The organism is Vibrio sp. 10N.247.310.24 (assembly GCF_041467175.1).
Lineage (GTDB): Bacteria > Pseudomonadota > Gammaproteobacteria > Enterobacterales > Vibrionaceae > Vibrio > Vibrio tasmaniensis_A.
On the sequence record NZ_JBFSUD010000018.1, the window covers coordinates 56406 to 71487 of the forward strand.

Consider the following 15082-nt stretch of genomic DNA (forward strand, 5'->3'; position numbering starts at 1 on the left):
CAATAAGCTGTTACTTGGTCGTTTATGACTTCAGTAGTTGGCTTAGATCTTTGGCATCCCAATGAGGGAAGTGCTTACGAACTAGAGCGTTGAACTCAAGTTCAAATGCAGAGAAGTTACCGACTTGCTGTTCAACAGAGTCCAAACGGTCTCGAATCAAACCAGCACCAACCGTCACGTTGGTTAGACGGTCGATAACGATGAAGCCACCGGTATCGGCACTTTCACGGTATTTATCCAATGCGACAGTCTCGTTCAGTGACCATTCACACAAGCCAATACCATTCAGTGGCAACTCATCGACAGCGTGGGTCGACAGGTTGTTGATGTCATACTGGTGACGAACCGTTTCAACTTGACCGACGGTTTTCTTGCCTGCGATCTTGATGTCGTAAGCTTTACCCGGTTGCAGTGGTTGTTCTGTCATCCACACGATGTCAGCCAATACATGGTTAGTAGATTCAATTTGCGCGTTTTCCAGCACAATCAAATCACCACGACTGATATCAATTTCATCTTCAAGAGTCAGTGTTACCGCCAAACCCGCTTGTGCTGATTCAAGTTCACCATCAAAGGTCACAATGCTTGCCACCTTAGAAGTTTTACCTGAAGGCAACGCCTTGATTTCATCACCCACGCTGACACGACCAGAAGCCACGGTGCCAGCAAAGCCACGGAAATCTAAGTTAGGACGATTGACATACTGCACAGGGAAACGGAATTCGCCCGCAGAGCGTTTTTGGTCAATGTCGACGTTCTCTAACACTTCTAATAGAGACGGACCTTCGAACCATGCAAGCTCTTTGCTTGGCGCAGCAACGTTAATACCTTCAAGTGCGGAAACTGGCAAAATCTGAATATTAGTTTCGCCCTCTAGGTTTTCAGCAAACTCTAGGTACTGATCGCGAATCTCTTCAAAACGATCTTGCGAGTACTCGACGAGATCCATTTTGTTGACTGCGACGATGAAGTGCTTCAAACCAAGCAGGTTAGAAATAAACGAGTGACGACGTGTTTGATCCAGAACGCCCTTACGAGCATCAATCAAGATCACCGCTAGATCACACGTTGAAGCGCCTGTTGCCATGTTGCGCGTGTACTGCTCATGCCCTGGGGTATCAGCAATAATGAATTTACGCTTTTGAGTCGAGAAGTAACGATAAGCCACATCGATCGTAATCCCTTGCTCACGCTCAGCCTGCAAGCCATCAACAAGCAGTGCTAAATCAGGTTTCTCACCTGTGGTACCCACTCGTTGGCTATCAGAGTGAACCGCTGCTAGCTGATCTTCATAAATCTGCTTTGTATCATGGAGCAAGCGACCGATTAACGTACTTTTACCGTCGTCTACCGAGCCACAAGTTAAAAATCTAAGCATAGATTTATGCTGATGCTGACTTAGATAACCTTCAATCCCTAGTTCAGCCAATTCGGCTTCTACTGCACTATTCATTTTTCTTTCCTTAGATTCTTAGAAATAACCTTGGCGCTTTTTCAGCTCCATAGAGCCCGACTGATCATGGTCAATCGCTCGACCTTGACGCTCACTGGACGTCGCCACCAGCATCTCTTCAATAATACCTGTTAGCGTATTCGCCTCAGATTCAACGGCTCCGGTTAGTGGGTAACAGCCCAAAGTACGGAAACGAACGCTTTTTTCTTCAATCACTTCACCTTCTTGCAGTTCCATACGGTCATCATCAACCATGATCAGCATGCCATCACGCTCAACCACAGGACGTTTGTCTGAAAGGTAAAGTGGAACAATATCGATACTCTCTAGGTAGATGTATTGCCAGATATCGAGCTCAGTCCAGTTAGATAGCGGGAAAACACGAATGCTTTCGCCCTTATTAACCTGACCGTTGTAGGTGTGCCAAAGCTCTGGACGCTGGTTTTTTGGATCCCATGTATGGTTCTTATCGCGGAAAGAATAAACACGCTCTTTTGCTCGAGATTTTTCTTCATCACGACGCGCACCACCAAAAGCGGCATCGAACCCGTACTTATTTAACGCCTGCTTAAGGCCTTGAGTTTTCATGATGTCTGTATGCTTAGAAGAGCCATGTACGAATGGGCTACACCCCATCTCAATACCTTCTGGGTTCTTATGTACTAAAAGGTCAAAGCCGTACTTTTTAGCCGTACGATCACGAAACTCAATCATCTCGCGGAATTTCCAATCCGTATCTACATGCAATAGTGGGAATGGAATCTTGCCTGGATAAAACGCTTTGCGAGCTAAATGAAGCATCACAGAAGAATCTTTACCGATGGAGTACATCATCACTGGGTTATCAAACTCAGCCGCTACTTCACGGATAATATGAATACTTTCCGCTTCGAGCTGTTTTAGGTGGGTTAAACGTTCTTGGTCCATTTCAGTGCTTCCTTTAAGGCTCGCGTTACGAGCAATTCATTACTTGGTCTTGCCAAGCAAGGGATTTAACTCATCCACTTGAGTGAATGGGAGTATTGGCACTAGAAGAAAACAGAAGCTTCGTTTTGAGCTATCCTTGCTATTCATCTGCCTGATACGTCCTTGATATAGGCATTATGACGAGCCTCTCATATTACTGGAAATTCTAAAATTTCATTTTTTATTCGAAAAGCTGATAAGGGATTGAATTTACCGATAAGCAGGTGAAATGAATGGACTAATATTATCGATATCAGTTGCGCATCGATTGAGCAGCTTTGGGAGGCGTCTTGCAGAACACCATAAAGTAATCGATCTAAGTCACGAATTAACATTCGTTGTAATCATTGTTTCATTCGGTTTTGTTACATTACGCAACGAATTTTCTACTATCCACTTTGGAGCTACAAAATGAAAGTTGCAATGAAACCTTTGTCATTGGCTGTACTTGCGGGTCTTGGTTTGACTTTAGCAGGCTGCACAACAACACCAGATACCGATGAAGTGATTAAATTACGTGTCGTAGAAACGACGGATATCCATACCAACCTAATGGATTACGACTACTACAAAGACAAGCCATCGAAAAAAATTGGCTTAGCACGTACTGCAACTCTAGTAAAAGAAGCTCAAAGCGAAGTAACCAACAGCGTATTAGTTGATAACGGTGACTTGCTGCAAGGTAGCCCAATGGGTGACTACATGGCAGACAAAGGCATCGAAGCAGGCGAAGTTCACCCTGCATATAAAGCAATGAACCAACTAAGCTACGACGCTGCAAACCTAGGTAACCACGAATTCAACTACGGTCTTGAGTTCCTAGAAGAATCTATCAACGACGCTGATTTCCCGTACATCAGTGCTAACGTTTACGACGCAGAAACCAAAGAACACTACTTCACGCCTTATATCATCAAGACGCACACGTTCGAAGATACTGCTGGCGTAGAGCACGAAGTAAAAGTGGGTTACATCGGTTTCGTTCCACCACAAATCATGACGTGGGATAAGAAGAACCTTGAAGGTAAAGTGATCGCTCGCGATATCATTGAGACGGCTAACGAGTTAGTGCCTCAAATGAAAGCGGAAGGCGCTGAAGTTATCGTTGCTATCCCTCACTCAGGCGTATCAACTGACCCATACAAAAATGGCGAAGAGAACTCAACGTTCTACCTATCTGAAGTAGACGGCATCGATGCGATCGCATTCGGCCACTCTCACGCAGTTTTCCCAGGTAAAGGTTTTGATGACATTCAAGGCATCGACAACGAAACTGGCACAATGAACGGCGTTGCGGCAGTAATGCCAGGTCGTTGGGGTAGCCACGTTGGTGTTATGGATCTAACACTTGCACAAAAAGACGGTAAGTGGGAAGTCGTTAAAGGCCAATCAGAAGCACGCCCTATCTACGACAAAATAGAGAAGAAATCTCTTGCTGCAGCTGATGAAGGCATCGTAACAGCACTAGAAAAAGACCACGCTGGTACTCGTGAGTTTGTTAACCAACCGATTGGTAAAGCAGACGATGTGATGTACAGCTTCTTGTCTCTAGTACAAGACGATCCAACAGTTCAAATCGTTAACCTTGCACAGAAAGATTACGTTGAACAGTTCATCCAAGGTGACCCTGACCTAGATGGTACGCCAGTACTTTCCGCGGCTGCACCATTCAAGGCCGGTGGCCGTAAGAATGACCCAGCGAACTTCACTGAGGTTGAATCTGGCCAACTGACATTCCGTAACGCAGCTGACTTGTACCTTTACCCGAACACGCTAGTTGCGATGAAGGTAACAGGTCACGAAGTAAAAGAGTGGCTTGAGTGTTCTGCAGGTCAGTTCAACCAAGTGGATGTTAACTCCACAGCACCACAACAGTTGATTGAGTGGGATAACTTCCGTACTTACAACTTCGATGTTATCGACGGTGTTGATTACCAAATCGACGTAACTCAACCTGCTAAATACGATGCAAACTGTAAAGTCGTTAACCCTGACTCACAGCGTATTGTTGGCCTAACTTACCAAGGTAAGCCAATCGACATGAAGCAAGACTTCCTGATCGCAACCAACAACTACCGAGCATACAGCGCTAAGTTCCCAGGTACAGGTGAAGACTTCATCGCATTTGATGCACCAGATGAGAACCGTACTGTTCTTGCAAACTACATCTCTCGCGTAAGCAAAGAGCAAGGTCAAGTGAGCCCAAGCGCGGATAACAATTGGTCATTTGCGCCAATCAAAACAGATAACAAGCTAGATATCCGCTTTGAAACATCTCCAAGCGACAAAGCAGCAGAGTTCATTAAAGAGAAGGGTCAATACCCGATGAAACGTGTTGCGACTGACGATGTTGGTTTTGCTGTTTACCAGATTGACCTAACTAAATAGGTTGCTTAAGTAATCTATAGTTAACGTTATGAAAGGCTGAGTTTAACGACTCAGCCTTTTTCTTTTCTTATAAATGTTCAGTCCAAAGCTCTAATTTGTCGAACGACAAACTCTCGCTCAACCCGCTTCCAAATGCCACGCCTTTAGCTTCAAACAGCAGTCAAACAGCAGTCAAACAGCAGTCAAACAGCACGACTCAAACCACCAATTGAATAAATCCAACACAAAAAAACACTAATCAGCTGTAAGTTTTTATCTGCTCCTCCTGTCTATTTAATTTACTACACTCAATGAATGGTGGTTAAGCCATTCATCTATAGGATAGATAAGGACATTTGATGAGCACCGTCGAGAGCATTCAAGCATGGTTACATTCAGGGGAGGAGTCGCTGCTATGGCTGATGCTTGGCATCATCGCGCTTTCTTATCTGCTTGAAGATCTTGCGATTGTTACGGCGGCAGGTATCGCGACTCAAGGTCTAATACTTCCTCAATATGCGCTGCTTGCTATTTTCATCGGTATTGCCACGGGTGATCTCGGTCTTTATTACCTGGGTAAATCAGGACGTTACTTCCGAGGTGTTCGATATAAAGCCCTCACTAATAAGTACTTTCGTTCGCTTCGTACCAAATTACGTCAGAACGCATTCAGCAGCCTTTTTGTTATCCGCTTTATTCCCGGGCTTCGTACCGTCGGCTTTACCTTAAGTGGCTTTTTCGCAATCCCACTGCCTACTTTCTTGTTTGCCGTGATTAGTGCCACTGCGCTCTGGACTGGCATTGTCTTCTCTGCCATCTACTATTTAGGGACATCAGCGTGGCTGCAAGCCTCTGAATATCAATGGATCATCATCCCGTGTGCCATCGCTTTGCTGTTTATCGGCAATCGATTAATGAATAGAACCTACTCTAGAGGATTATCATGAGTTCACCGCAAGATATTCGCATCATTCCCGCACATCAAATCAATGCAGGCATGCCTTTGCTTGAAAAAGATACCGTGCGCAGCGTCTCTCCTTATGAGTTTCTTCCAACTTGGTTCTTCTACACGCCAGTGGTGATTCAAAGCCTGATGCAAGGGTTACGGCACTTTGACTGGGCACTGCCGCTCATTGCCAACCCAAGCATCAAGTTAAGCGGAATGGTAGGCGAATCAAAACACGAGATATTAAGCCTTGCCGGATCTTCAAGTCAGCGTTGGATCTCTCCGTTTATCACCCTCACCAAAACGGATCTCAGCGGTAAGAAACAAGCTGAAGATGCACGCAGCGCACTAATACAATCCGATCTTGATTTCCCGATTGTCGCTAAACCAGATCTTGGCTGTCGAGGCGTAGGCGTCAAGCTGATCAACACACAAGATCAACTTGAGCAATATGTTGAATCTTTCCCAAATAATGCTCGCTTTCTACTGCAAGAAAAGGCGCCTTATCAGGCAGAAGCTGGCGTTTTCTATGTTCGTTACCCAAACAAAAAGCAAGGCGAGATCATCTCGATCACACTCAAATATGCGCCAATGGTGATGGGTGATGGCAAGTCGACACTCAAACAGTTAATTGAAAATAGCCCGCGTGCTGGGCAGCTCAGTCACCTCTATCTGCCAAGACATCAAGATAAATTGGATCAAGTGCTCGCAGAGGGCGAAGAGTTCCAACTCGCGTTCGCAGGTAGCCATAGCCGTGGCTGCATCTTCCGCGATGGCAATCAATACATTACTCAGGCTTTAACTGAACGTTTAGACGAGATATTCGATGACTTCGATGGTTTTCATTTTGGCCGACTCGACGTCAAGTTTAAAGACATGCACAGCCTAATGAACGGCGAGGGTTTCACGATCCTTGAGGTCAATGGCGCAAGCAGTGAGGCTGGGCATATCTGGGATCGCAATACACCGCTGCGAGAGATATTTTCTACGCTACTTCTGCAATACCGTATTCTTTTTGATATTGGCGCTCAGCAAAAACAACGAGGCCATAAGACTCCCTCTTTCAAGAGCTTATTCGCTGCGTGGCAAGAAGAGCGACGTCTTGTTCAACAATATCCGACCACCGATTAACTTTGTACGAGGATCATGAATGAACCCCATAGCCCAACCGAGCGCCCTCACTTCTTTCTCTCCTAGTATCAAGGGAGCGGTAGAGATATTGAATCAGGGTTTAGAGTTTTTGTTAACGATATCTGACAGCGACTATCTGACACGAGCAAAGCCGCACGTCACAAGTTCTATTGGTGAGCATACCCGTCACACGCTCGATCTTTTTCACGCTCTGATTTTAAAAGAGAATGCGACCGTTGATTACAACACTCGTCGTCGTGGTCACCCCGTGGAGTTCGACAGGTCGATTGCGTTGAAAGAGATCCATTACGTGATCAACTGGCTTGAACGATTAGACCGCAGAGATCTCGAAGCGCCTATCATGATCCAAACCGAAGTTTCAATGGATACACAAGTGTTCGCCAGCCTACCTTCTACGCTAGAAAGAGAGGTTACCTTTGCTGCGCTGCATGCCAATCATCACTATGCGATGATCAAGGTGATCACGACCTTTCTTGATGTCGAAACATGCAATACCTTTGGTTATGCCCCAACCACCAGCAGCTATCTGAGGGAGCAATAATCATGTGTTCAGTATCTTGGCTGCTTGAAGAAAATGGTTATCAGGTCTTTTTTAACCGTGACGAACAAAAGACGCGAGCACTAGCAATGCCGCCTAAACAGTATCGAGTTAACGGCGTCGATATCATCATGCCACTCGACCCAACTGGCGGTGGTAGCTGGATCAGTATCAATGAGTTCGGGCTTTCGCTATGCCTACTCAATAACTATCAAGGCATAGTACCTGTTGGACCTTTAGTTAGCCGTGGTTTGTTACTCAAGAATCTATCATCGAGTCGTAACATCAGTCAGCTCTCTGAAGCATTTCATCAGCTCGACCTGCACTCTTTTGCTCCATTTACCTTGTTGGCTTTCGCGCCGAATTTAACTCAGAACAATGGTTTGGTTATCGCCTACATGTGGGATGGTATTCAACAGCACATCGTCGACACCGATTCTCCACTCTTCTCATCCGGTGTTGATTTAGAGCGAGTGCAAGCCTACCGACAAGCAAAATACGATCAGCTTATGACAACAGGTAAGAATCAGCAGAACTTACTTCAATTTCACTCTCACCATCATAGCGAACAGCCTCATTTAGCGACCTGTATGCATCGTGAAGACGCGCACACCGTGAGCTTTACACACTTACGCAATCTACACGGCCAAGCCTCTATGTTTTACGCACCCGGCTCGCCTTGTGAACCCATTAAACCATGCCAGATAAATCAACAGCGCTTTACCTTCGATTTATCACCCGTAATCAATCTATAGGAGTCCATCATGAGAAAACTATTAACCATGGTCATGCTACTTGTTAGCCCATACGTATTTGCCGCCGATGAAATCTACACAGGGTTCTTTAGCAGTAAGGCGCTCGATGGCTACGATACTGTGGCTTATTTCACTTCAGGTAAGCCCATTGAAGGCAGTAAAAAATTCAGCACCGAGTACAAAGGCGCGGACTGGTATTTCTCTTCTGAAAAGAATCTGACTTTATTTGTTAATAATCCTGAAAAATATGCCCCTCAATATGGGGGTTATTGCGCTTGGGCTGTTTCAGCAAAAAGTGACTTTGCACCCGGTGACCCAAACCAATGGACAATTGTTGATAACAAGCTTTACCTCAACTACGACCAAGAGATTAAACAGCGTTGGGAACAAGACCGAGCACAGCATATTCAAAAAGCCGACACCGTTTGGCCGCAACTGATCAAATAAGGGAATAACCATGACATTCACTCCAGCTAAACATATTCCTGCGGCATTTATCGCTTTCGTATTTGTTCAGTCGCTGTTTTTTAAGTTCACAGGCTCATACGAGACTGAGCATATCTTTGGCACCTTGGCGACATGGTCTGGCTTAAGTTGGTTCGGTTCATTTGGCGGCTACTTGATTGGGTTCGCTGAATTGATTGCGGCCATTTTGCTGTTTACTCGTTGGCATGGTCTGGGTGCCATCATGAGTGTGGGGATTATGAGTGGCGCGATATTTTTCCATCTGTTTACGCCGCTCGGTATTCAAATGCCTGAGTTTAACGCAGCGGGTGAAATTGTCGGTTATGACGGCGGATTACTGTTTGGCATGGCATGCCTAGTATGGCTTTGCGGTGCATTTTTAAGTGTAAAAGATTTCAAGAATCAAGACGGTTTCCTAAACAACTTTAGTCAATAAGGTAGCTTCATTATGATTGATAGTCCTTTTCGTTTACCACGTTACACGCCTTTTGGTTTAGGTGAGTCTGTTGTCGAGTGGGCAACTGGGCTATCTAAGCTAGATAAGCTCTATCAAGATAGACCTGATGAGTTATCTAGCTTTGAATTCATGCATCACACCTTGTCAGCATTGAATATCGACTATTCCGTTTCAGCAGGCGCCACTGATAATATTCCCGAACAAGGGCCAGTAGTCATTGTGGCTAACCACCCACTTGGTGCGATTGAAGGCGTGATCCTTGCTGATCTCGTAGGATCGGTAAGAAAGGATGTGAAGGTGTTGGCCAATGAGTTGCTCAAGCGACTGCCTGAACTGGATGATCTTTTCATTGGGGTCGATGTCTTTAACAGTAAAGAATCGAAACGCACCAATGCTAAAGCTATTCGAGATGCCAATCGTCATTTAGCAGACGGTGGACTCTTGATTGTGTTCCCTGCTGGCGAAGTATCGAGTTACCGTAAAGGGGCAAAAACACTGACAGACATCGAATGGAGCAAATCAGTTGCCAAGTTTGTTAAGCGTCATCAAGCCACTACGGTTCCTATCTTTATCAATGGTAAAAACAGCGAGCTTTTCTACCAAGCCGGACGAGTTCATCCGCTGTTACGAACTGCTTTACTTGGACGTGAACTTCTTAATAAACGAGCGACTACCATCTCTATCTCTATCGGCTCTTCGATCCCATATTCAGAGATCAAATCGTTTGAACAAGAGATGGATATCGTCAACTATCTGCGGCTCAATACCTATCTGATGAGTCAACAAGATAGCCCTAGCACGCCAATCCATGCACCCTCTTTTGACACTCAGGTTATTGCTCCTATTCCATCAGAAGCACTCTCTATAGAAGTCGCGTCACTTCCTCAAGAAATGAGATTACTTGAACAGGGCGATTTTGAGGTGTATTGCACACCGAGCCAGTCGATCCCCAATTTAATGCGTGAGATTGGTCGAGTCAGAGAAGAGAGCTTTCGAGAGGTTGGCGAAGGCAGCGGGCTTGCCTGTGATTTAGATGAGTATGACCTTTACTACCATCAACTGTTTGTGTGGAACAAAGCTAAGGCTGAACTGGTTGGGGCGTACCGACTTGGTATGGTCGACAAGTTGATCGCTGAGCACGGGCTTGATCAACTCTACTCTCGAAGTCTGTTTAACTACAATCAAGAGTTCATTGATACCCTTGATAATAGTATTGAACTTGGGCGTTCTGTGGTGAGCAAACCTTATCAAAAGAGCCTTAACTCACTGTTACTATTGTGGAAAGGCATCGCGGCCTTCGTGTATCGTCATCCTCAATACACTCACCTATTCGGCCCAGTCAGTATCAGTAATGATTACAGCCACAATGCTCGCCTGTTGATCGCGACCACCTTATCAATTCACCATTATGATGAGGAAAAGGCGAATCTAGTTTCTCCTTCTTCACCACTCAATACCAGTAATCATGTGTTCTGGCAGAATCACCTCTTATCGTCACTGGCGAGTGTTCCTCTGCTCTCTAAAGTGTTAGCACGTATGGAGCAAGGAAAAGGCCTCCCAGTACTACTGCGCCAGTATCTAGGGATGGACGGTAAGTTGGTGTGCTTTAACGTCGACCCATCATTTAATGATGCTCTGGATGGCTTGATTGTGGTTAACCTTAAGAAAGTACCATTGAAAACTCTAGGTAAATACATGGGCAGAGAGCTCGCTCAAGATTATCTAGAACAGCACGCTCGACGCTGATTTAGCCCGCTCTGTACCTATACTCAAATAAGTGCGATGATTTCGACACTTATTTGGGTTAGGTTATTTACATGCACACCTCTTTTATCGAACAACTACAAAGCTTCGACTTCTCTGAAAGTCAGATTGAATCTCTATTAGCTGTCGCGAAACCGCTTGAGCTACCAACCAGACACATCCTGATCAATCAAGGTGAAATGGCGAGTTCAATCTACTTTGTACTTGAAGGCTTGTGCCACGCTTGTTATCTCACTAATGACGGTAAGCAATACAGCAAAGAGTTCTACTGGGAACAAGATTGGATCATCGGCTTTGAGAGTTTGATAAAAAACCAAGCGTCCCCTTACCTATTAGAAACGCTTACACCAATTACTATGTTAGAACTACCAATGAATGCGGTTATCGAGTGGCGCGCATCAAACAACCCTTTGTATTTAAAGTTATTAGAAACTCAGCTGATGCATAAGGAAAACAAAGAACGCTTTATGCTGCTCTATACTCCCGAGCAACGCTATCAGCTTTTCTGCGAACATTATCCCGACCTTGAACAGCGCTTGAACGACAATCAAATTGCCGCTTACCTAGGAATAACCGCGATCAGTCTGAGCAGAATTAAAGGTCGAATTAACAATAGTTAATGCCAACCATCATCGCACATAGTACATTCAGAGCATCGATAACCTCTGGATGTAAACATGATCACTTGGCACTCAATTCCCTTCTCTGAACTTTCAACACAACAGCTTTATCAACTACTTAAATTACGAGTAGATGTGTTCGTCGTTGAGCAAAATTGCCCTTATCCAGAGCTCGATGGTAAAGATACACTCGCAGGTGTTGAACACTTGCTTGGCTATGCTGATGCAGAGCTAGTGGCGTGTGCCCGTTTGTTACCACCAGGTACTTCTTACGACAATACCAGCATCGGCCGAGTAGCGACCAAGCAATCAGCAAGAGGTGATGGCTTGGGTCATCAATTGATCAAAGAAGCGTTAACACGCTGTGAGACTCTTTGGCCGAGCAAGACCATCGATATTGGCGCGCAACAACACCTAGAAAACTTCTATGCGAATCACGGGTTCGAAACTATCTCTGAGATGTATCTGGAAGACGATATTCCGCATGTAGACATGAGATTTGAAAAGTAATGACGAATATCACTGTCGGTATTCTATTGTTGGTTGCAGGTAACTTGTTTGCCTCGCTTTCCGACGTAGCGGTAAAACTGTTGAATGGCGAAGTACCGCCTCTTCAGTATATTTTTTTCCGACAGTTGATATCTCTGCTCATCATCACCCCTTTGTGGCTACAACAGAAAAAAGAACAACGACGCTTACAACAAGCTAAAGTGACCTTTATTCGAGGACAACTGATCCTAATCGGCAGCGGATGTATGGTCGTCGCGATCACCCACCTTTCTTTGGCTACCGCCAACGCAGTATTTTACGTCGCGCCCCTGTTGATGTTACCTCTCTCTATGTTTCTACTGAAAGAGCAACCGGCACTTGTCAAGGTTATCGCCACCACTATCGGTTTTATTGGTGCATTGATTGTCTTGAGGCCATCACAATTTCATTGGGCAGCACTGTTTGCTTTGGGTACAGCACTCACCCTCGCACTATTCAATGTATTGGTAAGAAAGCTTCCTAGTGAGCAAACGGTGGTCACTACGCTGTGGTGGACAACCTTATGCTCTATTCCAGCCTCATTAGTACTGTGCTTCTTATACTGGCAGCCGGTGTCTGTGGAGCATTTGGGATACATAGCATTAAGTGCGACGCTAATCTTAAGCTACAACGGACTTGCGGTCGCTGCCTACCAAAAAGCACACTCTAGTCAAATTGCCTTGGCTGAATACTCAGGCTTAGTGTTTGTCGCCATAATAGGCGCGATATGGTTTGATGAGATTCCAGATACGTTAACCTTTATCGGAATTATGCTCATCATCTTACCGCTTGCACCTTTCAAGCGACCAAAAAAAAGAGCTAATCATTAGCTCTTTTCTATCGACTATCTGTATCTGACAAAACGCTTAAACGCAGGCTCAGAATTGAGCTACTTACTACGGCCAAAGCCACCGTCTGACAATCGGAAAAACATCACCGAAGTGTTGCCTTTTTCTAGCTGAAGAATGTCTAGTTTCCCGGTCTCGGCGAGTTTGAATCGAACTAGCTGGCCTTTACGAATCTGACTAAGTGGTTTGTCTGCCCCTTCAATACGCACTAGCGCGTTCAAGTCAGACAACGGTAAGTCGTTATTTCGAAAAACCTGCGCTAACGTATCCCCTTGCTTAACAAGATACTCTTGCCAACTGGTTGGCTCAGAAGAATTACTTTTAGCATTTTTCTGCTCGCTTAAGCCAACAGTATTTATCTCAAGCTCAACACGAGATGTTGCTGGTGCGTTGTCTACTTTAGGCTCTGGTAGCGGTGCAAACAATAAGATTAATATGATCGGCGAAATCACCATCAATAATTTCTGGTGTAATTTCGGCAATGATCCCCAAGTTTGCACTGTTGAGGTTTTCATTTTCTTTAGATCGATCGAGCTTAGTTTCTCTTTGACCTGATTCAGTCGGTCCTTGAACTCTGCTAAGTGGTCTACTTTCTGTTTTTTCTTTTGACGACGATTCATGCCACTGCGTCCTATACATTGAATAACTACAGTATAAAAACCAAAGTACCAACAGTATAGATCTTTCCGCGACAACAGAGAGCAAAGCAAGAAAATTGACATAGCTGTGATTTGGACACGGTAAAGCGTAAGTGATCAGAGGCTAGCCGTTTATTCAGGCTGCTAATACTGGTATTCTTACCCTTTTAGTACTGACAAAAAGAGTGACTTTTCATGTCTGAAGTAAAATTTGAAACTGTAGAGCAAAAAGCTAGCTACGGTATCGGTCTACAAATGGGCCAACAACTTGCTGGTTCTGGTCTTGAAGGCCTAAACGTTGATGCAATCGCTGCTGGTATCGCAACAGCTCTAGTTGGCGACATGCCAGCTATCGAAGTTGACGAAATCAACAACGCACTACAAGAGCTACACACTCGTGGTGAAGCTGCACGTCAAGAACTAGCTAAAGCTGCTGCTGCTGACGGCGAAGCTTTCCTAGCTGACAACGCTCTTCGTTCAGAAGTTACAGTTCTTGAGTCTGGTCTTCAGTACGAAGTACTAACTGAAGGTACTGGCGAAATCCCAACTGCAGACAAGCAAGTGCGCGTTCACTACCACGGCGAACTAACTGACGGTACAGTTTTCGATAGCTCTGTATCTCGCGGTCAACCTGCTGAATTCCCAGTAACTGGCGTAATTCAAGGTTGGGTACAAGCTCTACAAATGATGCCTGTTGGCTCTAAGTGGAAGCTATACATCCCTCAAGATCTAGCATACGGTGAGCGTGGCGCAGGTGCTGCAATCCCACCATTTGCTGCTCTAGTATTCGAAGTAGAACTTCTAGCAATTCTTTAATTTCTATAAAAACCTTTAGTAAAACAAAAAACTATAGGTAAATTAGACTGAATTAGCTCAACGGCGATGTGACTACATCGCCGTTTTTCGTTTATAGTGAAAGAGTAAATTACTTTATTACTTAAGGACGAATAATGAAGAAAGTACTCATCACCGTTTTAAGCAGCCTTGCTGTGGTATCTTGCGCTAGTACTAGCGAGTCAGAACAAGTTAGCCCAACTTCTGATATTAACTATTCCCAACTATCACAAACAGCCCTTATGGCCGCTGTAGACATGTGGTCTCAAAAAAATGAAGCAACACCATTTACGAGCACCCTTGCTAATTCCCTAAGTGACAAAGCATCTGTAACAAATGAGCAAGCTATAGGTGGAGTAGGCTCCATGCTAGCTCTTGCCCAAAATACCCTTGATAACTTTGACAACCAAGAGCTCGAAATGCTTTTCCCTGGAATGTCGACGCTTGATTCTACCGGTTTAACGTCAGTATTGGACTCAAAAACATCTGTTGAAAATGCATTTTCAGGATTAGGTATGGATTCATCAATGGTTGCGGCGTTTGCACCAATCATTATTCAAGGGCTAGAGTCACAAGGCGCAACAAGCGGTCTCGTTGATTCACTCGAAGCTATTTGGTTGTAATAACCAGTGATTAATAATTGATTTAAAATACTTAAAGGGCGCTTCGGTGCTCTTTTTTGTGCGCTGAACAAAAGAGATACGAGATACGAGATACGAGATACGAGATACGAGATACGAGATACGAGATA

Annotated in this window: 16 protein-coding genes; 13 read left to right on the plus strand and 3 right to left on the minus strand. The window is 44.8% G+C overall.

Features of this window, described 5'->3' with window-relative positions:
• Nucleotides 1-22: 22 nt before the first annotated feature.
• Nucleotides 23-1453 (minus strand): sulfate adenylyltransferase subunit CysN, encoded by a 1431-nt coding sequence (cysN, locus tag AB6E08_RS08305; RefSeq protein WP_004735272.1) that lies wholly within the window; start codon nucleotides 1451-1453, stop codon nucleotides 23-25.
• A gap of 18 nt (nucleotides 1454-1471) precedes the next feature.
• The gene (gene cysD, locus AB6E08_RS08310; RefSeq protein WP_226088532.1) at nucleotides 1472-2416 is read right to left on the minus strand and encodes a sulfate adenylyltransferase subunit CysD; all 945 of its coding nucleotides are present in this window, start codon (nucleotides 2414-2416) and stop codon (nucleotides 1472-1474) included.
• Between the two features lie 414 nt (nucleotides 2417-2830).
• Here cysD and AB6E08_RS08315 point away from each other — a divergent pair, with 414 nt between their 5' ends.
• From AB6E08_RS08315 to AB6E08_RS08365, 11 genes are all read left to right on the plus strand, one after another.
• Nucleotides 2831-4807 carry a bifunctional 2',3'-cyclic-nucleotide 2'-phosphodiesterase/3'-nucleotidase gene (locus tag AB6E08_RS08315; RefSeq protein WP_017069395.1) on the plus strand — a complete coding sequence of 659 codons (1977 nt, stop codon included), beginning with the start codon at nucleotides 2831-2833 and terminating at the stop codon, nucleotides 4805-4807.
• Nucleotides 4808-5145: 338 nt separating this feature from the next.
• Nucleotides 5146-5733: a DedA family protein gene (locus AB6E08_RS08320; protein WP_017100018.1), complete on the plus strand. Its 588-nt coding sequence runs from the start codon at nucleotides 5146-5148 to the stop codon at nucleotides 5731-5733.
• Nucleotides 5730-6863 (plus strand): D-alanine--D-alanine ligase, encoded by a 1134-nt coding sequence (locus AB6E08_RS08325; protein WP_372065971.1) that lies wholly within the window; start codon nucleotides 5730-5732, stop codon nucleotides 6861-6863. The genes AB6E08_RS08320 and AB6E08_RS08325 overlap by 4 nt, the downstream gene beginning before the upstream one ends.
• A 19-nt stretch (nucleotides 6864-6882) precedes the next feature.
• On the plus strand, nucleotides 6883-7425 hold the full coding sequence (locus tag AB6E08_RS08330) for a DinB family protein (protein WP_017100016.1): 543 nt from the start codon (nucleotides 6883-6885) through the stop codon (nucleotides 7423-7425).
• 2 nt (nucleotides 7426-7427) lie between these two features.
• Nucleotides 7428-8177, plus strand: coding sequence for an NRDE family protein (locus AB6E08_RS08335; RefSeq protein WP_017078812.1), 750 nt, complete (start codon nucleotides 7428-7430; stop codon nucleotides 8175-8177).
• A 9-nt stretch (nucleotides 8178-8186) separates the two neighbouring features.
• Nucleotides 8187-8624 carry a YHS domain-containing (seleno)protein gene (locus AB6E08_RS08340; RefSeq protein ID WP_004735265.1) on the plus strand — a complete coding sequence of 146 codons (438 nt, stop codon included), beginning with the start codon at nucleotides 8187-8189 and terminating at the stop codon, nucleotides 8622-8624.
• Between the two features lie 10 nt (nucleotides 8625-8634).
• Nucleotides 8635-9078 carry a hypothetical protein gene (locus tag AB6E08_RS08345; RefSeq protein ID WP_004735264.1) on the plus strand — a complete coding sequence of 148 codons (444 nt, stop codon included), beginning with the start codon at nucleotides 8635-8637 and terminating at the stop codon, nucleotides 9076-9078.
• Nucleotides 9079-9090: 12 nt separating this feature from the next.
• Nucleotides 9091-10845, plus strand: a complete 1755-nt coding sequence (locus AB6E08_RS08350; protein ID WP_017100015.1) for a lysophospholipid acyltransferase family protein — start codon at nucleotides 9091-9093, stop codon at nucleotides 10843-10845.
• A gap of 71 nt (nucleotides 10846-10916) precedes the next feature.
• Nucleotides 10917-11483 (plus strand): Crp/Fnr family transcriptional regulator, encoded by a 567-nt coding sequence (locus tag AB6E08_RS08355; RefSeq protein WP_004735262.1) that lies wholly within the window; start codon nucleotides 10917-10919, stop codon nucleotides 11481-11483.
• Nucleotides 11484-11540: 57 nt separating this feature from the next.
• On the plus strand, nucleotides 11541-11993 hold the full coding sequence (locus tag AB6E08_RS08360) for a GNAT family N-acetyltransferase (protein WP_004735261.1): 453 nt from the start codon (nucleotides 11541-11543) through the stop codon (nucleotides 11991-11993).
• Entirely contained in the window at nucleotides 11993-12841 is an 849-nt protein-coding gene (locus AB6E08_RS08365; protein WP_102579988.1) for a DMT family transporter, read from the plus strand. Before AB6E08_RS08360 ends, AB6E08_RS08365 begins: the two co-directional genes overlap by 1 nt.
• Before the next feature lie 59 nt (nucleotides 12842-12900).
• Here the strand turns inward: AB6E08_RS08365 and AB6E08_RS08370 are convergent, their stop codons facing one another.
• Nucleotides 12901-13479 (minus strand): LysM-like peptidoglycan-binding domain-containing protein, encoded by a 579-nt coding sequence (locus tag AB6E08_RS08370; RefSeq protein WP_029225384.1) that lies wholly within the window; start codon nucleotides 13477-13479, stop codon nucleotides 12901-12903.
• A gap of 213 nt (nucleotides 13480-13692) precedes the next feature.
• Between AB6E08_RS08370 and AB6E08_RS08375 the strand changes: the two genes are divergently transcribed.
• Entirely contained in the window at nucleotides 13693-14313 is a 621-nt protein-coding gene (locus AB6E08_RS08375; RefSeq protein WP_008220519.1) for an FKBP-type peptidyl-prolyl cis-trans isomerase, read from the plus strand.
• A 134-nt stretch (nucleotides 14314-14447) separates the two neighbouring features.
• Entirely contained in the window at nucleotides 14448-14954 is a 507-nt protein-coding gene (locus AB6E08_RS08380) for a DUF2780 domain-containing protein (RefSeq protein WP_017096570.1), read from the plus strand.
• Nucleotides 14955-15082: the final 128 nt, after the last annotated feature.